General features: G+C 33.4%; 27 protein-coding genes and 2 tRNA genes. 14 read left to right on the top strand and 15 right to left on the bottom strand.

Annotated elements, in window-relative coordinates; translation table 11 throughout:
- Positions 1-54: 54 nt before the first annotated feature.
- The 3 genes from HNP35_RS18275 to HNP35_RS18265 form a co-directional block, all read right to left on the bottom strand.
- Positions 55-1,008, bottom strand: coding sequence for an ABC transporter ATP-binding protein (locus tag HNP35_RS18275; protein WP_184165282.1), 954 nt, complete (start codon positions 1,006-1,008; stop codon positions 55-57).
- Positions 1,009-1,114: 106 nt separating this feature from the next.
- A complete protein-coding gene (locus tag HNP35_RS18270; RefSeq protein WP_184165285.1) occupies positions 1,115-1,810 on the bottom strand; it encodes an OmpA family protein in 696 nt (231 codons plus the stop codon).
- Between the two features lie 19 nt (positions 1,811-1,829).
- On the bottom strand, positions 1,830-2,333 hold the full coding sequence (locus tag HNP35_RS18265; RefSeq protein ID WP_184165288.1) for a lipocalin family protein: 504 nt from the start codon (positions 2,331-2,333) through the stop codon (positions 1,830-1,832).
- A 201-nt stretch (positions 2,334-2,534) separates the two neighbouring features.
- Here HNP35_RS18265 and htpG point away from each other — a divergent pair, with 201 nt between their 5' ends.
- The 4 genes from htpG (at position 2,535) to HNP35_RS18245 (ending at position 7,692) form a co-directional block, all read left to right on the top strand.
- Positions 2,535-4,415 (top strand): molecular chaperone HtpG, encoded by a 1,881-nt coding sequence (gene htpG, locus HNP35_RS18260; protein WP_184165291.1) that lies wholly within the window; start codon positions 2,535-2,537, stop codon positions 4,413-4,415.
- Positions 4,416-4,596: 181 nt separating this feature from the next.
- Positions 4,597-5,856, top strand: a complete 1,260-nt coding sequence (locus HNP35_RS18255) for a patatin-like phospholipase family protein (protein ID WP_184165294.1) — start codon at positions 4,597-4,599, stop codon at positions 5,854-5,856.
- A 134-nt stretch (positions 5,857-5,990) separates the two neighbouring features.
- Positions 5,991-6,827 (top strand): hypothetical protein, encoded by an 837-nt coding sequence (locus HNP35_RS18250; RefSeq protein WP_184165298.1) that lies wholly within the window; start codon positions 5,991-5,993, stop codon positions 6,825-6,827.
- A 130-nt stretch (positions 6,828-6,957) separates the two neighbouring features.
- Positions 6,958-7,692 (top strand): DUF4369 domain-containing protein, encoded by a 735-nt coding sequence (locus HNP35_RS18245; RefSeq protein WP_184165301.1) that lies wholly within the window; start codon positions 6,958-6,960, stop codon positions 7,690-7,692.
- A gap of 70 nt (positions 7,693-7,762) precedes the next feature.
- On the opposite strand, the gene HNP35_RS18240 is transcribed toward HNP35_RS18245, so the two are convergent.
- The 8 genes from HNP35_RS18240 to idi form a co-directional block, all read right to left on the bottom strand.
- The gene (locus tag HNP35_RS18240; protein ID WP_184165304.1) at positions 7,763-8,221 is read right to left on the bottom strand and encodes a DUF5362 family protein; all 459 of its coding nucleotides are present in this window, start codon (positions 8,219-8,221) and stop codon (positions 7,763-7,765) included.
- Between the two features lie 188 nt (positions 8,222-8,409).
- Positions 8,410-8,483, bottom strand: a tRNA-Thr gene (locus HNP35_RS18235).
- A 113-nt stretch (positions 8,484-8,596) separates the two neighbouring features.
- Positions 8,597-8,670, bottom strand: a tRNA-Thr gene (locus HNP35_RS18230).
- Positions 8,671-8,746: 76 nt separating this feature from the next.
- On the bottom strand, positions 8,747-9,013 hold the full coding sequence (locus HNP35_RS18225; RefSeq protein ID WP_012022371.1) for a hypothetical protein: 267 nt from the start codon (positions 9,011-9,013) through the stop codon (positions 8,747-8,749).
- 56 nt (positions 9,014-9,069) lie between these two features.
- Positions 9,070-10,038, bottom strand: a complete 969-nt coding sequence (locus HNP35_RS18220; RefSeq protein WP_184165307.1) for a type I phosphomannose isomerase catalytic subunit — start codon at positions 10,036-10,038, stop codon at positions 9,070-9,072.
- Between the two features lie 50 nt (positions 10,039-10,088).
- Positions 10,089-10,547 (bottom strand): peroxiredoxin, encoded by a 459-nt coding sequence (locus HNP35_RS18215; protein ID WP_184165310.1) that lies wholly within the window; start codon positions 10,545-10,547, stop codon positions 10,089-10,091.
- A gap of 3 nt (positions 10,548-10,550) precedes the next feature.
- Positions 10,551-10,961 carry a 6-carboxytetrahydropterin synthase gene (locus tag HNP35_RS18210; RefSeq protein ID WP_066033610.1) on the bottom strand — a complete coding sequence of 137 codons (411 nt, stop codon included), beginning with the start codon at positions 10,959-10,961 and terminating at the stop codon, positions 10,551-10,553.
- A 22-nt stretch (positions 10,962-10,983) separates the two neighbouring features.
- Positions 10,984-11,511 carry an isopentenyl-diphosphate Delta-isomerase gene (idi, locus tag HNP35_RS18205; RefSeq protein ID WP_184165313.1) on the bottom strand — a complete coding sequence of 176 codons (528 nt, stop codon included), beginning with the start codon at positions 11,509-11,511 and terminating at the stop codon, positions 10,984-10,986.
- Between the two features lie 333 nt (positions 11,512-11,844).
- Here idi and msrB point away from each other — a divergent pair, with 333 nt between their 5' ends.
- Both msrB and msrA read left to right on the top strand, forming a co-directional pair.
- A complete protein-coding gene (gene msrB / locus HNP35_RS18200) occupies positions 11,845-12,396 on the top strand; it encodes a peptide-methionine (R)-S-oxide reductase MsrB (RefSeq protein ID WP_184165317.1) in 552 nt (183 codons plus the stop codon).
- 8 nt (positions 12,397-12,404) lie between these two features.
- Complete coding sequence (msrA, locus tag HNP35_RS18195; protein WP_184165320.1) at positions 12,405-13,013, top strand: peptide-methionine (S)-S-oxide reductase MsrA; 609 nt, start codon at positions 12,405-12,407, stop codon at positions 13,011-13,013.
- Positions 13,014-13,110: 97 nt separating this feature from the next.
- Here msrA and HNP35_RS18190 read toward each other — a convergent pair whose 3' ends face one another.
- Positions 13,111-13,548: an META domain-containing protein gene (locus tag HNP35_RS18190; RefSeq protein ID WP_184165323.1), complete on the bottom strand. Its 438-nt coding sequence runs from the start codon at positions 13,546-13,548 to the stop codon at positions 13,111-13,113.
- 251 nt (positions 13,549-13,799) lie between these two features.
- On the opposite strand from HNP35_RS18190, the gene HNP35_RS18185 reads away from it, so the two are divergent.
- From HNP35_RS18185 to HNP35_RS18175, 3 genes are all read left to right on the top strand, one after another.
- Complete coding sequence (locus tag HNP35_RS18185) at positions 13,800-15,212, top strand: aminopeptidase P N-terminal domain-containing protein (protein ID WP_184165326.1); 1,413 nt, start codon at positions 13,800-13,802, stop codon at positions 15,210-15,212.
- A gap of 140 nt (positions 15,213-15,352) precedes the next feature.
- Complete coding sequence (locus HNP35_RS18180) at positions 15,353-16,312, top strand: quinone oxidoreductase family protein (RefSeq protein WP_184165329.1); 960 nt, start codon at positions 15,353-15,355, stop codon at positions 16,310-16,312.
- A 13-nt stretch (positions 16,313-16,325) separates the two neighbouring features.
- A complete protein-coding gene (locus tag HNP35_RS18175) occupies positions 16,326-16,991 on the top strand; it encodes a hypothetical protein (protein WP_184165332.1) in 666 nt (221 codons plus the stop codon).
- 37 nt (positions 16,992-17,028) lie between these two features.
- On the opposite strand, the gene HNP35_RS18170 is transcribed toward HNP35_RS18175, so the two are convergent.
- Together HNP35_RS18170 and HNP35_RS18165 are read right to left on the bottom strand one after the other, a co-directional pair.
- Entirely contained in the window at positions 17,029-18,117 is a 1,089-nt protein-coding gene (locus HNP35_RS18170; protein WP_184165335.1) for a DUF6630 family protein, read from the bottom strand.
- An 88-nt stretch (positions 18,118-18,205) separates the two neighbouring features.
- Complete coding sequence (locus tag HNP35_RS18165) at positions 18,206-19,765, bottom strand: NAD(P)/FAD-dependent oxidoreductase (protein WP_184165337.1); 1,560 nt, start codon at positions 19,763-19,765, stop codon at positions 18,206-18,208.
- 292 nt (positions 19,766-20,057) lie between these two features.
- Between HNP35_RS18165 and HNP35_RS18160 the strand changes: the two genes are divergently transcribed.
- Entirely contained in the window at positions 20,058-20,297 is a 240-nt protein-coding gene (locus tag HNP35_RS18160) for a hypothetical protein (RefSeq protein WP_184165340.1), read from the top strand.
- Between the two features lie 94 nt (positions 20,298-20,391).
- On the opposite strand, the gene recQ is transcribed toward HNP35_RS18160, so the two are convergent.
- Positions 20,392-22,587, bottom strand: coding sequence for a DNA helicase RecQ (gene recQ, locus HNP35_RS18155; protein WP_184165343.1), 2,196 nt, complete (start codon positions 22,585-22,587; stop codon positions 20,392-20,394).
- 86 nt (positions 22,588-22,673) lie between these two features.
- Here recQ and HNP35_RS18150 point away from each other — a divergent pair, with 86 nt between their 5' ends.
- The 4 genes from HNP35_RS18150 (at position 22,674) to lptB (ending at position 25,628) form a co-directional block, all read left to right on the top strand.
- Positions 22,674-23,639, top strand: a complete 966-nt coding sequence (locus HNP35_RS18150) for a KpsF/GutQ family sugar-phosphate isomerase (RefSeq protein WP_184165345.1) — start codon at positions 22,674-22,676, stop codon at positions 23,637-23,639.
- Positions 23,639-24,454, top strand: coding sequence for a twin-arginine translocase subunit TatC (gene tatC, locus HNP35_RS18145; RefSeq protein ID WP_184165348.1), 816 nt, complete (start codon positions 23,639-23,641; stop codon positions 24,452-24,454). Before HNP35_RS18150 ends, tatC begins: the two co-directional genes overlap by 1 nt.
- Positions 24,447-24,797 (top strand): carboxymuconolactone decarboxylase family protein, encoded by a 351-nt coding sequence (locus tag HNP35_RS18140; RefSeq protein ID WP_144217757.1) that lies wholly within the window; start codon positions 24,447-24,449, stop codon positions 24,795-24,797. Before tatC ends, HNP35_RS18140 begins: the two co-directional genes overlap by 8 nt.
- Positions 24,798-24,887: 90 nt before the next feature.
- Entirely contained in the window at positions 24,888-25,628 is a 741-nt protein-coding gene (gene lptB, locus HNP35_RS18135; protein ID WP_031455966.1) for an LPS export ABC transporter ATP-binding protein, read from the top strand.
- Positions 25,629-25,683: the final 55 nt, after the last annotated feature.

The raw sequence follows: 25,683 nt of genomic DNA, 5'->3' as shown, positions 1-25,683 counted from the left end.
TTCTTCCAACGAGATATTCCTACGGAATATTTTTATACCCTACAGGTTTTGTCTTTATAAATAATTTAAAACTAGAAACACTTCTTGTTCTAATGGCAGATCGATTTCACTTTCAAAGAAAATCAATTGTCTTTTATGAACCGTTTCAATCAAAAAATGACTTCCTCTAAAATAGGTTCTTCTAATTTTCACTTTCAATCTAGATTCTGAGACCATTTTAAACTGATGCGGATAAACCAATGTTTTATGTGTTTCATCTTCATACGGCAGCAATAAATGTGTTGCCACCTCATTCACTTCACCAAAAAGAGAAGCCACATATTTTATCTGCGGATCTTCATATATCTTAGTTGGATTACCTTTTTTTATGACTTCGCCATGACGCATTACAATAGCTTCATCTGCAAAAGACAAAGCATCTGTGCTGTCATGAGTAGCTATTATACAGGTAATTCCTTTTTGTTTTAAATAACGGAATAAATTTCGGCGCAAAGCATTTTTTCTAAAAGCATCAATCTGACTAAACGGTTCGTCTAGTAAAATAACTTCTGGTTCTAAAGCCAAAACTCTAACCAGCGCCACTCTTTGCTGTTGTCCTCCACTTAAAAATTTTGTTTTTACATTAGAAAACTGCTCCATCTCGACCATTTCCAACAGTTCCTGAACACGCAATTTTTTCATATTGGCAAAACCATTCGAAAGAAATTTACCAACATTTTCTGCTACAGTTTCATATGGAGACAAATCAAAGTCCTGAGCTAGATATTTCATATAAGGCATTCCAGGAATCAAATTGAACTTTGGGCCTAAAATAGGCTTATCTCCGTAAAAGATTTTTCCTTCGTCTAAATCGTACAAACCATAGATAAGTTTAAGAAGTGTACTTTTTCCGCAACCGCTTTCTCCTATAATAGCAATATTTTCACCTTTGTTAATGGTAAAAGAGACGTCTTTGATAACTGGAGTATTATCTGTATATGAAAAAGATATATTTTGAATGTCAAGCATGAGTTGTAATATGAGAGGTCAAATTTACAATGTTTAATTTCTAATGTCAAAAAAAAGCTGCTCCAATTATGAAACAGCTTTTTTTATATTTTATTTTGTTTTGAAATTATTTTCCAGCTTCTGCTTTAGCGTCATTTACCATTTTGTCGTTTGCTGTAATTGAGAATTCAACACGACGGTTTTGTGCTCTTCCTTCTGGAGTATCATTTGTTGCAATAGGATCAGCAATTCCTAAACCTGAAGTTTTGAAACGGCTAGATTTTAATCCTTTAGCAACTAAATATGCCTGAACAGAAGCAGCTCTCTGTCCAGAAAGTGTCAAGTTATATTCTGGTTTTCCTGTGTTATCAGTGTATCCGAAAATTTGAATATCAGTATCTCCATATTCATTAAATACTGGAACCAATTTATCTAAATTAGCTTTTGCAGTCGAAGTCAAAGTAGATTTGTTAGTATCAAAACGAACTGAATTTTCATTCAATGTTAAGTGAATACCTTCTCCAACTCTTTCTACAGAAGCACCTGGTAAAGCCTGATCGATTTCACGAGCTTGTTTGTCCATTTTGTTACCAATAAGCGCACCAGTTCCACCACCTACGGCAGCACCAATTGCGGCACCTAGAGCAGCATTTCCTCCACGGCCAATATTGTTTCCTAAAACAGCACCAATTACACCTCCAGCAACAGCACCAATTCCGGCACCTTTTTGAGTATTATTTGCATTTTTTACTGAATCACAGCTAGTAAAAAAACTAGTTAATACCAATAAACTACATAAACCTAAAACAGTTATCTTTTTCATCTTTTATACTTTTAAAATATTAATTAGCTCTTTGAAATTGGTACGTCACATCTTTTACCTGACCACCAACATTTATGTTATCAATTAGCTGAAATGAAGTTTCAGTCACACCAGCAACTCTAAGCAGATAACCATCTCTTACTTTTTTTGCTTTTTCTCCTGCATCAAGAATTTTAAGGACAAACATCCCTTGACTATTGATACTCCAAACAATTGGCGAAGAAAATGAAGTACAACTTGGCGCTGTTAAAGCCATTGTCCCCTTGTTATTGTTTGAAATAAAACTCCAAGTACTTCCGATAAAACATTTTGAATCTGCCAGATCAAAAGAATTTACTTTTATATAATCTGAACCTGGATAAGTTACATTGGTCAGGACCCAATTTCCTTTTAAGGCTACTTGAGTTTTCTTGTCAAGTTTAGTTGAAAGTGTTGTTGCTTCAGATGAAGCTGTTGTTGACGAAGCTGATTTACATGCAAAAAACATCGTGGAAATCAGACAAATGAAAATTATCTTCTTCATTTTGCTTATTTTTTTAAGTTAATACTTACAAGTTTAACAATTATTATACCACAAATATACGATTCGTAGAAATAAGTTCAGTTTTAGAATCTAATTATTTTCTTTCAAAATTAACATTTAAGACATTTTGTCACCCAAAAAACAATTGGTATTCTATTTGAATAAATGAATATCATCACATTAAATAAAAAATTAAAAAATATGGCAACAGGTAAAATTAATGTTTCAGTAGAAAACATTTTTCCCTTAATTAAAAAGTTCTTATACAGCGACCACGAAATTTTCTTGCGCGAGCTTGTTTCTAATGGTACTGATGCTACTTTAAAATTAAAACATCTTATTAGCATCGGCGAAGCTAAAGTAGAATACGGAAACCCAATTATTGAAGTAAAAGTTGATAAAGAAGGTAAAAAAATCCACATTATCGACCAAGGTTTAGGTATGACTGCTGATGAAGTTGAAAAATACATCAATCAGGTTGCTTTTTCTGGAGCTGAAGAATTTTTAGATAAATACAAAGATTCTGCTAAAGATTCTGGAATTATCGGACACTTTGGTCTTGGTTTCTACTCTGCTTTTATGGTGGCTGAAAAAGTTGAAATCATTACAAAATCATACAAAGACGAGCCGGCAGCACACTGGACATGTGACGGAAGTCCTGAATTTACTTTAGTACCTGCTGACAAAACTTCACGCGGAACTGAAATCATTCTTCATATTGCTGAAGATTCTTTAGAATTCTTAGATGATTCTAAAATCAGCGGTTTATTAAACAAGTACAACAAGTTCATGCCTATTCCAATTAAATTTGGAACTAGAACAGAAACGCTACCTAAACCAGAAGATGCTCCAGAAGATTACATTAATGAAACTGTCGAAACTGACAATATCATCAATAACCCAAATCCAGCTTGGACAAAACAGCCTTCTGAATTATCTGATGAAGATTACAAAAACTTCTACAGAGAATTGTATCCAATGCAATTTGAAGATCCATTATTCCATATTCACTTAAATGTAGATTATCCGTTTAACTTAACTGGAATTTTGTATTTCCCTAAATTGGGTTCAGATATGCAAATCCAAAAGGACAAAATTCAATTGTACCAAAACCAAGTTTATGTTACAGATAACGTAGAAGGAATTGTACCTGAATTTTTGACTATGCTGAAAGGTGTTATCGATTCTCCAGACATTCCATTAAATGTTTCTCGTTCTGGTTTACAAGCAGATGGTGCAGTAAAGAAAATCTCTAACTATATCACTCGTAAAGTTGCAGATAAACTGAAAGCATTATTCAATGAAAACCGTGCTGATTTTGAAGAAAAATGGAACGATATTAAAATCGTTTTAGAGTACGGAATGCTTTCTGAAGATAAATTCTACGAAAAAGCAGGAGCATTTGTTCTGTACCCAACTGTAGATAATACTTATTTCACTTTAGAAGAATTAAAAGAAAAACTAAAAGAAAACCAAACTGATAAAGATGGTAAATTGGTTGTTCTTTATGCCGGAAATAAAGATGCACAGCACTCTTATATTGAAGCTGCAAAAGATAAAGGTTACGAAGTATTACTTTTAGATTCTCCAATTATCTCGCATTTAATTCAGAAAATTGAAAATGATAATGCTGGAGTAACTTTTGTTCGTGTAGACTCTGATCACATTGATAATTTGATCAAAAAAGACGAAAACACTATTTCTAAATTATCTGAAGAAGAAAAAGCAACTTTAAAAACTTCATTAGAGGCTTATATTCCTAAAGCATACAGCGTGCAATTGGAAGCTATGGATTCTCAAGCAGCTCCATTCATTATTACGCAACCAGAATTTATGCGAAGAATGAAAGAAATGAGCCAAACTGGCGGCGGAATGTTCGGAATGGGTAATATGCCAGAAATGTACAATTTGGTTGTAAATACAAACTCTGATTTGGCTTCGAATATTTTAAATACAGAAGACAAGACACACCAAGAACATTTGGTAAAACAAGCTTTAGATTTAGCTAAATTATCTCAAAACTTATTAAAAGGTGAAGCTTTAACTGCTTTCGTAAAAAGAAGTTTTGAAATGATCAAATAATCATTCATACAGAATACTTTCAAAAATCCTGCAAATTCAATTTTGCAGGATTTTTTTTTGGATATAATCCCCTTCAAAAAAAGGGCAAATCTCCCCTTTTCTCAAAAACACCCTTTGCATAATTTTGAAAAACAACCAATTACACCAAAATCACACAAACAAAATCAAAATTCTAGAAATCATGGATAAAAAGAAATTTACAGAAAACGGGACGGTTCTAGCAATTATCAACGATTTAAAAGATAATATTAAAAACAAGAAATTTTCAGACATTACTGATAATAATAATTATCAATATGTTGACCTTGTTCAGGAAGGCGGAGGCGTTCTCGGAATTGCCTTAATTGGATATGTTTATGTTTTAGAAAAAATGGGAATTCGTTTTCTGAGTTTGGCAGGAACATCAGCTGGAAGCATTAACACAATGTTGATGGCGGCAGCTGGAACTTGTGATGTAGAGAAATCAGAATGGATTTTAGATTGTCTTTGCAACAAAAATTTATACGATTTTGTTGATGGAGATCGTGATGCCCGTCAGTTTATTGATGCATTACTGAGTGATGCCGGAAATTTAAAACTGATTATGAGAGGTGTTCAGGTTGTCGATAATTTTAAAGATGATTTGGGATTAAATCCTGGAAATAACTTTCATCAATGGATGACCAATTTACTTTCGCAGAAAGGAATAAGAAATTATGGCGATTTAAAAGCTTTGAGAAAAAAAGGCGTTTCAGATAAAAATAAATTATTTCGAATCAACGATCAGGGCCAAAAAGAAGAATACAAAAGAGTAGACCATTGGAGCGAAATGGCAATTATTGCAGCCGATATCACAACGGAAAGTAAAATCGTTTTTCCTAAAATGGTCGATTTATTTTACTCAAATCCAGATGTTCAAAACCCTGCCGATTTTGTTAGGGCCTCTATGTCAATTCCGTTATTTTTTGTTCCATTCAAAATTAAAAATATTCCTGGTGGAATTGATGCTTGGAATCGATGGAATGAAGCAACATGCCTTAGAACTTCAGTTCCTGCAGAAGTTATGTTTATGGACGGCGGAATTATTTCAAACTTTCCTATTGATATTTTTCATGAAAATTTAAATGTTCCTGCCTCTCCAACTTTCGGAATCAAATTAGGTTATGACAAAAACGAAATCAATACCAATGAGAAGTTTTCAAATCTCATTAGCTCTATGTTTGACACCGCCAGATATGGCTACGACGCCGAGTTTTTAAGAAAGAATCCCGATTTTAAACACTTGATAGGTTATATAGATACAGGAATGCATAATTGGCTCAATTTCAATCTGACCGAAGATGCTAAAATAGATTTATTTATTCGAGGTGCGCAAAATGCTGCTGATTTTCTAAACCGCTTCAATTGGGAAGAATACAAAAAAATAAGAAAAGCCAAAAGTGATTATTACAAATCGGTTTGATTTCTAATTATACTTTTTTCTTCAAAAATCCGTTATAACATCCTGTAACTAACCATTACAGGATTTTTCTTTTGTAATTCATTTTTTTATTACATTTGATTGCCTTTTTAATCTAACTAAAAACAAATACCACCATGAAAAAAACTGCAATTTTATTATCAACTATCTGTGCAACAGCATTTCTTTATGTTTCTTGCTCAAGCAGTGATGAGAGCGACAATGGTTCCTCATCTACAGATTTAACAAATGTTGCGGCATCACTAGCCGTAGATGCTTCGACAGCTATGGATCTTAATACTGGTCTTTTGGTTACTGCTAACTCTACTACTACAGCAAAAACCGCAGAAACTCAACCAGGAATTTGCGCAGCAATTACCGTTACTACACCAGAAGGAACAGCTTATCCGAAAGTTTTTTTATTAGATTTTGGAACAACAGGCTGTAAAGACGATAACTTAACAAGAAAAGGAAAGCTTAAAATTACTCTTACTGCACCAGTTACTACAACTGGAAGCAAAATGACTATTGAAAGAATAGATTATTACATTAATAATCTAAAACTTGAAGGGACAATCGAATACACTAATACAACAAGCGTAGCAACCGTACCACAATGGACAAGAAAAGTAACAAACGGAAAACTAACAGACTTGCAAGGTGGCGTTTATACTAATTCTGGAATTTACACTACAAAACAAACTGCTGGCGTTGACACTCCTTTTGTTTTAACTGATAATGTTTACGAAATCCCTGAAGGAACTCAAACAATAACTTCGCCATCTGGAACTACACTTACACTTACAGTGACAGAAACATTAATCAAAAAATACTCTTGTACATTTATTTCTAAAGGAAAATTAAAAATTCAAGGTGGAATTATAAATGGCACTATCGATTATGGAAATAATGACTGTGATGCCTTTTATACGTATACTCACGAAAACGGAATTACATTTAGCTTGTCAATGTAAAACCTTTTATCACATTATTTTAAATCCCAATTTAGAAATAGATTGGGATTTATTTTTTTATAAAAATAAAACTTCAGTCTCTTTACATTTAAACTATTTTCTTTATTTTGCACCAAAATCTAAGAAACCAATGAAAAAAACACTAATTGCTTTTGTTACGCTTGCACTACTTGCATCATGCAGCAAAAAAGAAACTACTGACGGCTTACATCTAACAGGAAACATAAAAGGATTAAAGAACGGAACTTTATATATTCAACGAATTGTTGACACATCTCTTGTTGCCATAGACAGCATTAAAATAGACGGAAACGCTACTTTTGAAAGAGATATAAAATTAGATTCACCAGAAATGCTGTATTTATTTTTAGATCGTGGTGTAACAAATTCTCTAGACAATAACATCTTATTCTTTGCTGAGCCAGGAAATATTAATATCGAAACCAACTTAGATAATTTTATTGCAGGCGCGAAAATCACTGGATCAAAAAATCAAGAGTTATATGAAGAATATCAAAAAATAAACTCTCGTTTTGTAGAAGAAAACCTTTCTTTAGTAGAGCCTCGTTTTAAAGCTATAAAAAGACAAGATCAAAAAGCATTAGACAGTTTAACTAAAAAAGGAGAATCTAACATCAAAAGAAAATATCTTTATGCTACAAACTTCGCGTTAAACAATAAAGATCACGAAGTAGCCCCTTATATTGCTTTAGCTGAAATTTACGATATCAATATTAAATTTCTTGATACAATTCAAAAATCAATGACTCCAAAAGTGGCTAAATCACTTTACGGAAAAAAGCTGACTAAATATGTTGAAGATTTAAAAAAACAACAGCAAACAGCAGCATCAACAGCAGAATAACATTCGATATATACACCAACAAAAAGGCCCTGAAAATTCAGGGCCTTTTTTATATTTTAAATGTAATGATTTATCTTCCCATGATACCTCCAATAATAGCGAACACGAAGAAAAGTGCATAAAATGCCAATAAGATAACCATTAAAACCCCAATGAATTTATAATGCGACTTTAAATATCCCAATGAATCTGTAAGGGCACCAGAATCGTTGTCTCTAAACGCTTTTTTAGTATTTGAACTAAACTTGTACAAATAGTAAATTGGAAAGAAATAAAGAGCTGCCATTAATAAATAAATGAAAGTCATGATTGCTCCGAACGAACTACCATAAGCCCCCATTCCTGGCATTGTGCTTCCGATTGTAGAAAAAATTGCTCCTGCAAAAATGGCAATTAATACTAAAAATCCAAGTCCAATAAATCCTAATATAGACAAGAAATAAGCCCATTTAGCTGTTTCTTTTAAAAAGTCTTTTGCAGCGCTGTCTAACTGCAATTCAAATTTTTCAAATGCTGAAGTTTCTTCCATCAGTTTTAAGGTTTTTAGGTTATCTAACAAACATAGGAAAAATATTTCTAAAAAAACATTAAATTAAATTACCGAAAAAGAAATTTTAAAAATTCAAATTTCAAATCCCAATCTGAAACTTGAAACTTGAAACTTGGAATTTGGAATTTGAGCAAAAAAAAAACCATTCACTTAGTGAATGGTTTTTGAGCCGATAGAGGGACTCGAACCCACGACCTGCTGATTACAAATCAGCTGCTCTAGCCAGCTGAGCTACATCGGCCTATTTTGCGAGTGCAAAGATAGAAATGTTTTTTAATAATCCAAAAAAAATTTCACACTACCCTCTATAATTTAAAAAACCACCACATTTCTGTGATGGTTTCCGTTTTTTTGAGCCGATAGAGGGACTCGAACCCACGACCTGCTGATTACAAATCAGCTGCTCTAGCCAGCTGAGCTACATCGGCCTCATTACGGGTGCAAATATAAAGCGGTTTTTCGTTTTCCCAAAATAAATTTGCACTTTTTTACACTTTTTTTTGCTTATAAAGCGTTGATTTTTTCAATCAATTGATTAGCAGTTTGTTCTAATTCAACATTGATTTGTTTAAAGTGTGCTTTTTTATTTTCAACGTTCTTTGCGTTCACTTTTGTAATCAAAGTATCGAATGCAGCAATAGCTTCATCGATCAAAGCATTCGTTTCTGGAGTTGGATTTCCTGTTGTTGACATCTCAAACAAATAAACTGCTTCAATAATATCTCCTAATACGAAGTTGATGTCTTTCTTTAAATTCTTAACGTTTGCCATTTTATTATAATTTTAATTTGCGTCTGCAAAAGTACATATATTCTTTATATTTAATGCTATGAAATGTAAATTTCTAAAATTGAAGCATTTCCGCTCAAATTAAATGCATTTATCGCAGCTGGAACCAAAACAGTATCGCCTTTTTTATAAGCTTGTTTGAATCCATCATATTCAATCTCAAAACCTCCTTCGATACACATATATACCGTAAATGTTTCTCCAGTTTTAGCCACTTCAAGTTTATTTTCTAATGGAAGAAAATTAGTGGTGAAATAAGGACAATCTACAATTGTGTTAGAAGTATTTACTTTTGAGTCGTATTTTTTCTGCGTATCTACTTTATCATAGTTAATCGCATCTAAAGCAAGATCAACGTGTAATTCTCTTTTGTTTCCTTGTGCATCTACACGATCAAAATCGTATAATCTATACGTAATATCAGAAGTCTGTTGAATTTCTGCAACGACTAATCCTGCACCAATTGCGTGAACTGTTCCTGTTTCTAAAAAGAAAACATCGCCTGGTTTTGCTTTCACATCATCTAAGATTGAAACTAAAGTATTGTCATGTAAATGCTTTAAATATTCTTCTTTATTTGAATCTTCTTTAAAACCAACAATAATTCTTGCATCTGCATCTGCCTGCGTTACGTACCACATTTCTGTTTTTCCGAATGAATTGTGGCGTTCTTTCGCTAATTTATCGTTTGGATGAACTTGAATCGAAAGATCTTCTCTTGCATCAAGATATTTAAAAAGTAACGGAAATTGTTTTCCAAAACGCTCGTAAACTTTAGTTCCTAAAATGGCATCTGGCGTTTCATTAATCAAATCCATTAAAGATTTTCCTTTTAAATCACCATTTGCAACCACACTTACATCTCCTTCTACAGTAGATAATTCCCAGCTTTCGCCTGTAATTTTAGAAACAATTGGTTTGTTTAGAATAGTTTTTAGTTTTTCTCCTCCCCAGATTCTTTCTTTCAAAATCGGTTCAAATTGCAAAGGGTATAAATTTTGGCTCATGTTTTAGGCTAATATTTGGTTTAATAAATTATGTTGATTATTTCTTTCAATTATAATACTAATTCTTTTACGGTTTCTAAGGCTTTCGGAATATGTTTAGCAGCATTTACACTATCAAATATCGAAATCACCAAACCGTTTTTATCAATTATATAGGTAACGCGCCCTGGAAGCAGTCCGAACAAATTGTTTCGAACTCCAAAAAGCTTTCTTAATCTTTTATCTTGATCTGAAAGCAAAATAAAAGGCAATTGATGTTTAGCAGCAAATTTGTGATGCGATTTTACGCTATCACTGCTAATACCGATTACCTCAGCTCCCAAATCTTTGAAATCTTCATATTGATCTCGAAAACTGCACGCTTCCGTAGTACAGCCTGGCGTATTATCTTTTGGATAAAAATAAATTACCAATGGCTTTCTTCCTAAGACGCTCTGACTTTCAAAAAGTTCTCCATTATTGTCTTTCGCAGTAAAATTCGGAACGATATCTCCTATTTTTAATGACATTTTTTATTCTCCTTTATAAGTTACAAAATTGCGTTCCGTTTCGTTCAAAACGACTTCTAAATCAAAGTCGGCATGAATTCGTTGTCTAATTTTATTCCATATCACAACAGCAATATTCTCTGCAGTCGGATTCAAATCTGCAAATTCTGGTACATCCAGATTCAGATTTTTGTGATCAAACGGAATTTCTACTTCTTCTCGTATAATGTCCGCCAATACTTTCACATCTAAAACAAAACCAGTTTCGGGGTCAATCTTTCCTGTAACACTTACTGTTAAACCATAATTATGACCGTGAAAGTTAGGATTATTGCATTTTCCAAAAACAGCATCGTTTTTTTCAAATGACCAATCCTTTCGATGTAGTCGATGTGCAGCATTAAAATGTGCTTTTCTTGATATGGTTACTCTCATTTAGGCTTTTGGTTGGTCTGGATTAAAGTTTATGATCTTCTAAATAATGATAAAATTCATCAAAAATTATTTTAAACCAAACGGTATATATTTCGGGCTGTTTCTGAATATCAGTTTTTACATCTTCAATTTTCATCCATTTCCAAGCTTCAACTTCTTCTGTGTTGATGTTTGGATTTTCATTATAATATCCAATCATTACATGATCTAACTCATGTTCTGTCAATCCGTTATCAAAAGGAGCTTTGTAAATAAAATGAAATAGCTCTTTTAATTCCGTTTTAAATCCCATTTCTTCAAACAATCTTCTGCTTCCCGCTTCGATGTTGGTTTCACCTTCGCGCTGATGGCTACAGCAAGTATTCGTCCAAAGTAAAGGCGAATGATATTTTTGATGCGCTCGCTGCTGCAACATGATTTCATTTTGTTCGTTTAAAACAAAAACTGAAAATGCACGGTGCAATAGCGCTTTTTCATGTGCTTCTAATTTTGGCATTAAACCAATTTGCTCATCATTTTCGTTAACCAATATTACTTTTTCTTCTGTCATAAGTCTTCTTAAGCAAACAAAAATACGAAAAAAGAAATGGCTTAAAAATCCTAATTACAATTGCAAAAAGTCTAAGCTTTAACTCTTTTTCTATTTTTCTGATTTACAATACAATAAATCGAGTTCAAAATTAAAAGCTGTTAAAATTAAGACATAAAAACTAGATTGACCTCTTTTACGTAACTAATAAAAAGTTAAAACACACTTAAAAAAAACTGAATTCTTTGAAACTCAGTATTTCGAGGCAAAATCTAGTCGTATCTTTGAATTGAAAAACTAAAAAAGCCCTTAAACATTACTGATTTAATCTTTTAAACTTTTACTATTTTGTTTATGAAATCTAAAACTCAATTTATAAGCCTTTGCTTTTTGTTACCGCTTTTTATTTTACAGGCTTGCGGGCAAAACAACAAAAAACAGGTAAAATCTACTTCTATGGAAAATGTAATTAGCAAACCTGGAAATCCTTATTATTCAAATACCGACACTACAAAACTAAATGTTAGCAATGCCGAATGGAAAAAGGTATTGCCAGAAGATGTTTACGCAGTTATGCGCGAAGCAGATACCGAAAGGCCGTTTACCGGAAAATATTGGAATTCTGATGAAAAAGGAACATATTATTGTGCTTCTTGTGGCAATAAACTTTTTAGATCTACAGCCAAATTCTCTAGCAGTTGCGGATGGCCAAGTTTCTTTGAACAAGACAGCAAAAAAAGCATTGTTTTCAAAGAAGATAATTCGCTTGGAATGGAGCGAACTGAAACACTGTGCGGACGTTGCGGCGGACACTTAGGACACATTTTTGATGATGGCCCCGAACCAACCGGAAAACGCTATTGCATGAATTCTATTGCTCTTGATTTTATTCCCGACAACAAATAATCTTACTTATGAAAAATATACTTTTAATATGTTTTATGGCGCTTTCGCTGAATGGATTTTCACAAAACAAAAAAACTGCTAATCTAGAAACCATTACGCTTGGCGGAGGTTGTTATTGGTGTGTTGAAGCAGTTTATGAAAATCTAGACGGAGTAAAATCTGTAGTTTCTGGATTTTCTGGCGGAAATGTTGCCAATCCGACTTACGAAGAAGTTTGTACTGGCGAAACTGGTCACGCAGAAGTAGTTCAGATTACGTATGATAAAAACATCACAGACATTAACGAAATTTTCAAAGTCTTTTTTACCGTTCATGATCCTACAACTTTAAACCGTCAAGGCGCAGATGTGGGAACACAATATCGTTCTGTGATTTTCTATAAAAATGCCGAGCAAAAGAAAGCCGCAGAAAGCATTATTTCGGAATTAAATAAAGCAAAAGTCTACAAAAACCCGATTGTGACTAAAGTAGAACCTTTTAAAGTTTTCTATAAAGCCGAAGATTATCATCAAAACTACTATGCAAATAATAAAAACCAGCCGTATTGCAGAATGGTAATTCAGCCGAAATTGGAAAAATTTGAAAAAGTTTTTAAGGATAAACTTAAAAAACACTAAGCATAAAAAAGGGGAAATGAATTAAATTCATTTCCCCTTTTTATGTAGTTGAACTTTGTCAAAGTTTGAAACTTTGACAAAGTTGAATTAGCTAAAATTATTGTTTAGCTACTTTTTTGAATCGCATCACTGGAATATCTCCGTTGATCAAATTCAATTTCCCATCTTTATCAATAGAGTAGCTTGTAATTTGTTTTATTTGCTTTAAAAACTCCTGTTCTCCCCCACCTTCACAAAACATCATTGTTGTTGGGCCAGCCTCTCCAAAAGACAAAGATTTTCCATTTAAAGTATATGGCGCACTGTAACCATTACATCCGTTATTGCCATAAACTCTTGTTTCTTTCTGATCAAAAGTAAGTTGCGGTTTTTTATTTGGGTACAATCCCTCAAAAGCAATTCTTGGCCCAGAAATATACTCCAATTCCCAAGTTGTATCAAATAGATTTCCTGCGTTCTTTGTGTCTTTTGATGCCATACAAGAAGTTAATAATAAGGTTAAAACTGAAACGACTGCAAGTGTGTATTTTTTCATAAAAATGTACTTTTAAAGATTAATATAATTTGTTTTTTGAAGATTAAAATTGATCTATAAACATTCTTTTCTCAATATTCGTGCCCATCTGCAGGTTTAAATTTTAGAATTGGGAGTTTTTTCTACACCTAAGTTACTCCATTTTTCTTAAAGTTTTATAAGTCAATTCTTTAAAATCAATTAATCAACTGCATTTTTTTGTAATTTGCATCAATCAAAAAACCTAAAATCATCACTCAAAAACCTAAAAAATGAAGCAATTCTTATTATTGTTTGTATTTATCTTTACTTTTTCAACAGCACAATCACAGGAAAACCTACCGACAGATTATCTTTCTAAAGAATTTCACCAAGGAAGACGCGAAGCTTTTAGAAACCTAATGCCTGCTAATTCTGTAGCAGTCATTTTTTCTTATCCAGAAAGAGTTTTTTCAAGAGACATCAATTATAATTTTCATCAAAATCCAGATTTATATTATTTGACAGGTTATAAAGAACCTGATGCCGTTTTATTGCTTTTTAAAGAACCGCAAGGAACAGAAAAATATACCGAAGTTCTTTTTGTAAGAGAAAGAAATGCGCTTAGAGAAACTTGGACAGGAAGACGTTTAGGAATTGAAGGCGCTAAATCTAAATTAGGTTTTACAAAAGTTTATAATGGAGTAGATTTTCAAACTTTCGAAATTGATTATAAAAAATTCGACAAAATTATTTATGATGATTTCCAAACCGATATTACGGCTAACGTTCTACCTGAAAGCCTTTATGAATTAGTGCAAACATTTAAGAAAAAAGCTGGCATTACAGAAGAAAATCCAGATTCTACAACTTTATTCTATAATATTACATCGTCGCTGCGAGAAATAAAAACTCCAGAAGAATTGGTCTTAATGCGAAAATCGGTTAAACTTTCTTGCATTGCCCACAATGAAGTCATGAAAGCGGTTGGTCCTGACATGAGCGAGAATGAAGCAGACGGAATTCACAGGTATATTCACAGACATTATGGCGCCGAAGACGAAGGTTATCCTCCAATCGTTGGTGCGGGTGCAAATGGCTGTATTCTACATTACGGAGAAAACAACTCAACCAAAATAGATAATCAATTATTACTGATGGATGTTGGTTCTGAATATCATGGCTATTCTGCTGATGTTACCAGAACTATCCCTGCAAACGGAAAATTCAGTCCTGAGCAAAAAGCGATTTATGAATTGGTATACGAAGCCCAAGAAGCCGTTTTTAAAATCTGCAAAGAAGGAACTCCACTAATAGCCTTAAACGAAACTGCAAAAGATGTTTTAGCAAAAGGCTTAATCAAATTAGGAATTATAACAGACGCTAAAGATGTAAGATTGTATTATCCACACAGCTGTTCGCATTTTCTTGGTTTAGATGTTCATGACAAAGGGATTTTCAACGGTCCGCAAACTCTCATAAAAGAAAACATGATTTTGACTGTTGAACCAGGAATTTACATTCCGGCTAACAGCAAATGCGACAAAAAATGGTGGAATATTGGCGTTCGTATTGAAGACGACATCTTAATGCTTAAGGATTCTTATGAAAATCTTTCTGCTGATGCACCAAGAAAATGGCAGGAAATTGAAGCTTTGGCGAAACAAAAAAGCACTTTTAATGAAATGAAATTTCCTAAGATCTAGTTTTTATTTTTTGCCACAGATTAAGAAGATTGCCACAGATTAAGCTTTTGAAAAATCCTTTTAATCCTTCTAATCTGTGGCAAAAAAATTATTTCAAAAACTAATTTTCACTTACTTTGTATTCCTAAACAAATTCAAAAATGAAAGCACTTACTTTCTCCTCTTTTGGAGATTCTGATGTTTTAGAATATATTGAAATTCCAGATCCGATATTAAAAAACGACGAGATTTTAGTCGAAATGAAAGCCATCGGATTAAACTTTGCAGATGTTTATCGCCGAAAAGGAAATTATCATTTAAAAGGAAATCCACCATTTATTGCGGGTTATGAAGGCGCAGGAATTGTAGTCGATGCTAATAATCACTCTGAATATAAAGTTGGTGATCGTGTGGCTTTTGCCGATGTTCCTTTTGCAAACGCCGAATTAGTTGCCGTAAACACAAATCACGTGTTGCCTTTGCCAGAAGCTATTTCTTTTGAAACCGCAGCTTCAGTTCTTTTACAAGGTTTAACAGCGCATTATTTAGCAACCGATAGTCATAAAACTCACAAAGGCGAAACAATATTAATTCACGCCGTTGCTGGCGGCGTGGGACAAATTCTAACTCAAATCAGTAAATTTTTAGGAGCAACTGTTATTGGTTTGACCTCTTCTTCAGAAAAAGCAAAAGTAGCTCTTGAACAAGGAGCTGATTATGTTTTCTTATATCAGGAAAATTGGAAATCTCAAATTTTCAAAGTAATCCCAAAAGGTGTCGATGTGGTTTATGACAGTATCGGAAGCACATTAACAGAAAGTTTTGAAGTTACTAAAGAATGCGGTCAAGTCGTTTTCTTCGGAATGGCAGGTGGAGATCCAGAACCTGTAAACCCAAGAATGCTAATGGATACCTCAAAAACGCTAACTGGAGGCGATTTATGGAGTTATTTAAATTCTAAAGAAGAAAGAATTAAAAGAGCCAACCAATTATTTAACTGGATTATCGAAGGAAAAATCAAACTTTCTGATCCAACTTCTTTCCCTTTATCAGAAGGAAAATTAGCTCATGATTACTTAGAAAGCCGAAAAAGCACTGGAAAAATTATCTTAATCCCTTAATATAAAACCAAGAATGAATAACCAAAACCATCTTTTTAACCATAAAACATTATTTGCTTTTTTATTACTTTTCTTTTTTGCCCTAACAGCAAATTCACAAAAACAAATCTGTAGAATATACTTCGATGACGGTACCGTCTTAAGCGGAATTGGAAAAATTAGAAACGACAACACCATCAAGTTAAAATTGAATGATGACGATAAAGGAACCGATTACGATCCTATGATTATTGATCGAATTGAGCTTGAAAGAGACGGAATTTCGCAAGTTTATAAATACAAAAAAGAAGTCGACGGTTTTCACAAATGGCTAAAAGTTTTGATTGAAGGCAAAGTCAGTTTATACAAATACGATATGTCTGGCTTTAATTTTGCAACAATCCCAAATTCTGGTTTTTCAGGAATGAATACAGGAATGGGTATGGGAATGTCAACTCCTGTAACTTATTATTACGTTGCCCATGGTGAAGACTTTGAAGTTTCTATAATTACATCTTTAGGAAACATCAGCAAAAATTTCAAAAAAACGGCTTCAGATTATTTCAAAGATTGTCCTGTTTTAGTAGAAAAAATCAATGCCAAAGAATTTAAAAAAGATGATATTTTTGAAGTTGTAAAATTTTACAACACAAAATGCGATACAGAAAACGCGAGTATCGAAATCAAAGCAGAAAATTAAAAATACAAAAGCCCATTAATAAATTAATGGGCTTTTTTTATAATTGGTTGATTTCAATCTTCGTCAATTCTGACAACTCTAAAATTCTTTCCACTTCACCTTTATTCGCAACAAAAAAGAGATAATTGTCTCCAAAAGTCTCATAAGTTAAAAGTTCCAAATTAGATTTTTCTAATTCTGTTTGAATGTAAGGAAAGAGATCGTGGCTGTACGTTTCTTCAGGGTAATCGAATTTAAAATCTTCACCTATAAGTTCTGAGATAAAATATTCTGCATCTTCTGGATCAAACTTCCAGTCGCTATTCCAAGCATTTATTTCTTCGAAAAAAGCATAATGTTCTTCTGTACTTTCGTAATCCTCCTTGGTTCCATCATTGAAATTTTCAAAAAGATTTTCAGCATATTTATTAAGTTCTTCTTCTTGAATACTGCCTCTCGAAACCAGATTAACAAACTCTTTAAAATCTTCGATAGTGGCATTTTCATCAAATAATACACTTTCTAAAGAAGGAAATTCTACTGTTTTTGGAATTTCAAGATTCAAATATTCACAGATTCCTTGTAGAATCAATTTAAAATCTTTTACACCAATTTCTTGAGTTTCATTTTTGGGAGCCTCAAAATCAAGAAATTCAGAGTCCAATAATCCTTTTGTATAATCTAAAAAATGACTACCCGAATACAAAATTCTAATATCGTTTATTTCTAAACTATTCGTACAGCAAAAGAAAATCATGAAGTTATTTATAACACGCTTAAAGTGCTTCTTCATTTCCTGACTCGGCTGAGAATAAAACTGAATATGAATAAAATCGTACTCTAATCCTTCCTGAATCATTTCTTCGGACAAAGTTCCGATGTTCATTTTTTTATAAAGTTCATTTAAAACTTCATAAGCATTATTAAATCCTGCTTTTTTAATCTCCGCCCTTCCTTGTTCATGATCTAATGAATACGGAATAGAATATAGATTAACAAAAACCGAATCTTGAATTCCTTTTACCTTAAATTCTAAGCTATTTGATTCGTTATACAGATAACCGTAAATCGGATTTATAACATCAAACGAAATTATGGATTGAGGGTTGTTATTTCTATTAAATAAATTGGAAAAGAAGTTTGCCATTAATTATCTAGTTTAAAATATTCGAGTTTTAAAAATTTAGAAATCGACTAAGACAAACTAAGATAATAAAGTTTTTTTGTGCAAAAAATTATTTTAAAGATTCGGCAATCATCAAGGCGCATTTTTCGCCATCAATAGCTGCAGAAATAATTCCGCCTGCATAACCTGCACCTTCCCCACAAGGATACAAACCTTTTATTTGAAGATGTTCTAAAGTTAAAGGATCTCTCGGAATTCTAACTGGCGAAGAAGTTCTGCTTTCTGGAGCATGCAAAATGGCTTCATTGGTTAAATAACCACGCATTGATTTTCCAAAATCCTGAAATCCCTGACGCATAATTTGAGTCAAAAATCCTGGAAAAACCTGTCCTAATTCAACTGAAGTGGTTCCTGGAACATAAGACGTTTTCGGAATATCAGATGAAACTTTGCTTTTTGTAAAATCAATCATTCTTTGAGCTGGAACTTTTTGAGTTTGTCCTGCCAAATGCCATGCTTTTTGCTCAATGCTTTTTTGAAATTCCATTCCAGCCAAAGCACCAAATTTGGCAAAAGGTTTGAAATCTTCCAATTTCAATTCGACCACAATTCCAGAATTCGCAGTTGATTGATCTCGTTTAGATGGCGACCAGCCGTTTGTAACCACTTCTCCTGGACTTGTCGCACAAGGCGCAATTACACCTCCTGGACACATACAGAACGAGTACATTCCGCGGCCGTTAACTTGTTTTACAATAGAATATGGTGCTGGCGGCAAATGTTCGCCACGATAGTCACAACTATACTGAATACTATCTATAAGTTCTTGCGAATGTTCTGCACGAACTCCTAAAGCAAATGGTTTTGCTTCTATTAAGATTTTCTTTTTATCTAATAATTCGAAAATATCTCGAGCAGAATGTCCAGTTGCCAAGATCAATTTATTGGCGTGAATTTTATCTCCATTTTGAGTTACAATTCCTTCCACTTCATTATTCTTAACTAAAATATCATCAACTCTAGTGTCAAATAAAACTTGGCCTCCGAATTCGATAATTTTTTCACGGATATCTTCGATAATTTTTGGCAATTTATTGGTTCCAATATGCGGATGCGCTTCAACCAAAATATCTTCAGAAGCACCAAAAGCTACTAAAAGTTCTAAAATTCGGGTCACATCGCCACGTTTTTTTGAACGAGTATATAATTTTCCGTCAGAATAGGTTCCTGCTCCGCCTTCTCCAAAACAATAATTAGAATCTTCGTTTACAATATGTTCGCGATTTATTGCTTTTAAATCACGACGGCGTCCACGAACGTCTTTTCCGCGCTCCAATACAATTGGTTTTAATCCTAATTCGATTAACTGTAATGCTGCGAAAAGTCCAGCGGGACCAGCTCCAACCACAATAACTTCTTGTGCGTTGGAAACATTTTTATAATTAGGAAGCTCTATTTTAGTTTCCTGAAATGGTTCGCCTTTTAAATAAATAAGAACTTTCAAATTGATTTTAATCGCTTTCTGACGTGCATCAATAGAGCGTTTTAAAATCGAAACATGCTGAATTTCTTGCACAGAAACTTTAATCTGCTTAGACAAATGGTCTTTTAGCAATGATTCGTTTGCAGCAATTTCGGGTGTAACTTGAAGTAAAAGTTCTTTAGGCATTTTGTCTTTTTTATTCTATTAGCTTTTCTTTCTATGAAAAGAAGTTGCAAAAGTACTATTTTGAAATGAGATTTTATATTTACCGCAAATTTTCACGCAGATTTACACAGATTTTCATCACAAGCCATATCGTAAAGACGCACCGCTGTGCGTCTACGCAAAGAGTATCCACAATACGTTAGACGCACTGCAGTGCTTCTCTACAGAAAAAAAACTCAGAACCTTTGAACCTTTGAACCTTCAAGAAAGACTTTGTATCTTTGTCACTCTGAACCTTTGCACCTTAAAAAAAATGTCTAGAAAAATAAAACTAATTTGGGATTTCCGAGGGCCAGCTTCTGCCAAAACTGCTGAACATCACGAAATTCATTTGAAAGAATATATTGCAATCGAGAAATTACCTTTAAATATTACAGGTTTTTCGATTGTAAATGATATGCACGCAACTGCCTTTATGGTAGTTACTGACGAAAATATGATTCAGGTAAGAGATGCCTTGAAACCGCATCGAGGGGAGCTTTATACAGAGTAAAATTCCAATATTTCTGTAAATTCCAATAAAAAAATTCCAAATTCCAATTGCTGAGATCGCTTGGAATTTGGAATTTATATTTTGGAATTTAACTTTAATTCGCTACTTCGCTAATAAATTTAATACGCATTAAACGTAATTCATCAATATCGTAATCGCCGTCAAATTCTTTTAGAGCGTCTTCGATTTTATCAGATTCTGATTCCATAAAGTAATCGTGAATTTCTTCTTGCTGATCGTCGTCTAAAATATCGTCTAACCAATATTTGATATTTAATTTGGTTCCTGAATATACGATTTGCTCCATTTCTTTAATTAGTGCATCCATAGTAAGACCTTTTGCAGAAGCAATATCGTTCAATGGTAATTTTCGGTCGATGTTCTGAATGATATATAATTTATTGGCAGAATTGACTCCGGTAGATTTTACAACCAAATCGTCTGGACGAATAATATCGTTATCTTCAACATAGCGAGCAATTAAAGCCACAAATTCACTTCCGTATTTTTTAGCTTTTCCTTCACCAACACCATGAATATTATACAATTCTTGAATAGTTATTGGATATTTTAAAGCCATATCTTCAAGCGAAGGATCTTGGAAAACTACGAATGGAGGAACTCCCAATTTTTTAGCGACTTTTTTACGAAGTTCACGAAGCATTCCCGTTAGAACTTCATCAGCAGTACCCGCAGATTTACCGCCTGTTACTACCGTTTCATCATCAGCCTCAGTATATTCATGATCTTCAGACATCATAAATGAAACTGGATTTTTAATAAAATCTAAACCTTCCTGAGTTATTTTAATTACTCCGTATGTTTCGATATCTTTTGACAATAGTCCCGTTACCAAAACTTGTCTCAATAACGCCATCCAGTATTTCTCATCATGATCTGAACCAGAACCAAAATAAGGTTGTGTATCGGTTTTATGTGCTTTAATTACCGCATTAATACGGCCAATTAAAGTAAATACAATTTCTTTTGATTTGTAAATATGCTTGGTATCGCGCACAATTTCAAGTAATTTAACAACTTGTTCTTTAGCCTCCACTTTGTGTTTTGGATTACGAACGTTGTCGTCCATATCGGCACCTTCACCAGTCTCGCTGTCAAATTCTTCACCAAAGTAGTGAAGAAGAAATTTTCTGCGCGACATAGAAGTTTCAGCATATGCTACAACTTCCTGCAACAGAGCAAAACCAATTTCTTGCTCCGCGACTGGTTTCCCAGACATAAATTTCTCTAGCTTTTCTACATCTTTATAAGAGTAATATGCCAAACAATGTCCTTCTCCTCCATCACGTCCTGCACGTCCAGTTTCTTGATAATAACTTTCAAGAGATTTTGGAATATCGTGATGAATTACAAAACGAACATCTGGTTTGTCAATTCCCATTCCAAAGGCAATCGTTGCAACCACAACATCTACATCTTCCATCAAGAACATATCTTGATGTTTTGCTCGTGTTTTGGCATCTAAACCTGCGTGATAAGGAACAGCGCTGATTCCGTTGACTTGTAAAACTTCAGCAATCGATTCTACCTTTTTACGGCTTAAACAGTAAATAATTCCAGATTTGCCTTTATGCTGTTTGATAAATCGAATAATATCCGATTCAATGTTTTTTGTTTTAGTTCGAACTTCATAATACAAGTTCGGCCTGTTGAATGACGCTTTAAAAGTACTTGCATCAGACATATCCAAGTTTTTTAAGATATCTTCCTGAACTTTTGGCGTTGCAGTTGCGGTAAGTCCAATAATTGGCACTTTACCTAATTGTTTGATGATGTTTCTTAGATTTCTGTATTCAGGCCTAAAATCGTGTCCCCATTCTGAGATACAATGCGCTTCGTCAATAGCGACAAAAGAAATTTTTACACTTTGCAAAAAGGTTACATATTCTTCTTTGGTTAAAGATTCTGGGGCTACATACAAAAGTTTGGTTAAACCAGAAGTTATATCTTTTTTAACCTGAGCAATTTCGGTTTTGGTAAGAGAGGAATTCAATACATGAGCTATTCCATTTTCCGACGAAAGACTTCGAATTGCATCGACTTGATTTTTCATCAAAGCAATCAATGGTGAAACAACAATTGCTGTTCCATCCTGAATTAAAGCGGGTAATTGATAACAAAGAGACTTTCCACCACCTGTCGGCATAATTACGAAAGTATTCTTATCATCTAAAATACTCGTAATGACCTGCTCTTGCAAGCCTTTAAATTGGCTAAAGCCGAAATACTTCTTTAATTCTTTATGTATTTCAATTTCGTTTGAATTCATTCTTTATATTAACTGTATTTTGTATAAATTTGCAACACATAAAGATACAACTTTCTTTTATACATACAAATTTTAAATATTCTGATTTGATCACAAAAGAAAATATATTGGCGATTGCCAAGAAAACAATACTCTCTGAAAGTGAAGCAATTACAAAACTAATTGATTTTTTGGACGAAAATTTTTACGAAGCTGTCCAACGTATCTATGAAAGCAAAGGGCGACTTATTGTAACTGGAATAGGAAAAAGTGCGATTATTGCTCAAAAAATGGTTGCTACCTTTAACTCTACCGGAACACCTTCAATGTTTTTACATGCGGCAGAAGCTATTCACGGAGATTTAGGTATGATTCAGAATGACGACATTATAATTTGTATTTCAAAAAGCGGTAATAGTCCTGAAATAAAAGTCCTAGTTCCATTATTAAAAAGATTTGGAAATACCTTAATTGCAATTACTGGAAACATCACTTCTTTTTTAGCAAAAGGTTCTGATTTCGTTTTAAATACAACTGTTGATACCGAAGCATGTCCTATAAATTTAGCACCAACAAACAGCACTACGGCCCAACTTGTTATGGGAGACGCGTTGGCGGTTTGTTTAATGGAAATGCGTGATTTTAAACCTGAAGATTTTGCGGTTTATCATCCTGGAGGTGCTTTAGGAAAAAAACTTTTGCTTCGCGTAAAAGACATGATTGAACATTCATTAAAACCAATGGTTACTCCAGATACTTCAATTAAAAAAGCAATTTTCGAAATTTCTGAAAAAAGATTAGGAGTTACCGCAGTTATAGAAGACAATAAAATTGTTGGAATTATTACTGATGGAGACATCAGAAGAATGCTGAACGATCGCGACACAATCGCAGATTTAACAGCAAAAGATATTATGTCTAAAAATCCAAAAGTAGTTTCGTCTGAAACTATGGCTGTCGATGCTTTAAACATTTTAGAAGACTTTTCGATTACGCAATTAATCGTTGCAGATAACGGAGAGTACAAAGGCGTATTACATTTACATGACATTTTAAAAGAAGGAATCGTATAATGGCAAAGAAAAACCTTGGCGAGATGTCATTTTTAGATCATCTTGAAGAATTAAGATGGTTATTGGTTAGAAGTACAATTGCAACATGCATCATGGCATTTGTCACTTATTTTATTAGTGATTATTTATTTGATCAGATTATTTTAGGTCCGATTAGACCAACATTTTTTACTTATGTTTGGTTTTGTGACTTATCACACCAATTAGGATTTGCAGACAGCATTTGTATTACCGAACTAAATTTCATTATTCAAAATACTGAAATGGAAGGTCAGGTAAACATCTTTGTTTGGATGTGTCTTTTAGCTGGTTTCATTTTAAGTTTCCCTTATATTTTATGGGAAATCTGGAAATTCATAAGTCCCGCGCTTTATGAAAAAGAAAGAAAAAATGCTAAATTATTCATTTTCGTTTCTTCTTTACTTTTCTTTTTAGGTGTCCTGTTCGGGTATTTTGTAGTAATTCCGATGTCTGTAAACTTCGTCGCAACATTCTCTGTGAGTGATGTTGTAAAAAACCAGTTTACACTTGAGTCTTACATGGGAATGGTAAAAACGAGTATTCTAGGAAGCGCCATCTTTTTTGAACTTCCGATTGCTATTTATTTCTTAACCAAATTAGGACTTGTAACTCCTGAATTTTTAAGAAAGTATTGGAAATATGCCGTGGTAATTATTTTAGTTATTGCTGCAATTGTTACACCGCCAGATGTTGTAAGTCAAACGATTGTAGCAATTCCGATGTTAATTATCTACGAAGTCAGTATTCTGATTTCTAAGATTGTTTATAAAAATAAATTGAAAGAAAATGTCTGATATCATTCAAGAATTTAACGACTATCGTTCTAAAATGAACGAAAAATTATTAGCTGACAATAACAAAATTGTAAAGCGAATTTTCAATCTTGACACTAATGCTTACGCAGAAGGTGCTCTTGATGTAAAAACAAAAGAGCTTTTAGGCTTGGTTGCTTCAACGGTTTTACGTTGTGACGACTGTGTAAAATACCATTTAGAAACTAGCTACAAAGAAGGCGTCTCAAAAGAAGAAATGATGGAAGCAATGGGAATCGCAACTCTTGTTGGAGGAACAATCGTAATTCCTCATTTAAGAAGAGCTTACGAGTTTTGGGAAGCATTGGAAGAAGCAGGAAAATAAATAATTGTTAATACGTTTAACTGTTGAATCGTTTATTTGTTAATTTGCAACGAATAAACGATTTATCGATTAAACGATTAAACTTTAAAAATGAAATTAAGAGCCGATAATTTAATCAAAACCTATAAAGGGCGTAGTGTTGTAAAAGGAATTTCTGTTGAGGTAAATCAAGGAGAAATTGTAGGGCTTTTGGGTCCAAATGGTGCAGGAAAAACAACGTCTTTTTATATGATTGTTGGATTGGTAAAACCAAATCAAGGTAATATTTATCTTGACGATTTGAACATTACCGATTATCCGATGTACAAGCGTGCACAGCAAGGAATTGGGTATTTGGCACAGGAAGCTTCGGTTTTTAGAAAATTAAGCATTGAAGATAATATTTTAAGCGTTTTACAATTAACAAAACTTTCTAAAGAAGCTCAAATTGCTAAAATGGAAAGTTTAATTGAAGAATTCAGTTTAGAACACATTCGTACCAACCGAGGCGATTTACTTTCAGGAGGAGAACGTCGTCGTACCGAGATTGCTCGTGCATTGGCAACAGATCCAAAATTTATTCTATTGGATGAGCCTTTTGCAGGAGTTGACCCGGTTGCGGTGGAAGATATCCAAAGAATTGTGGCTCAGTTAAAAAATAAAAACATCGGAATTTTAATTACCGATCACAACGTTCAGGAAACTTTAGCTATTACCGATAAAACCTATTTGATGTTCGAAGGAGGAATTCTTAAAGCAGGAATTCCAGAAGAATTGGTAGAAGACGAAATGGTTCGTAGAGTTTATCTAGGACAAAACTTTGAGCTTCGTAAAAAGAAATTGGAGTTTTAAAAAAGTTATAAGTGAATGGTAAAAAGTGAAATGTAAATTACTTTTTACCATTTTT

Source organism: Flavobacterium notoginsengisoli (assembly GCF_014207905.1).
GTDB lineage: Bacteria > Bacteroidota > Bacteroidia > Flavobacteriales > Flavobacteriaceae > Flavobacterium > Flavobacterium notoginsengisoli_A.
Note: the sequence above shows the minus strand (reverse complement) of the source record. Positions and strands in the feature narration are given on the sequence as shown.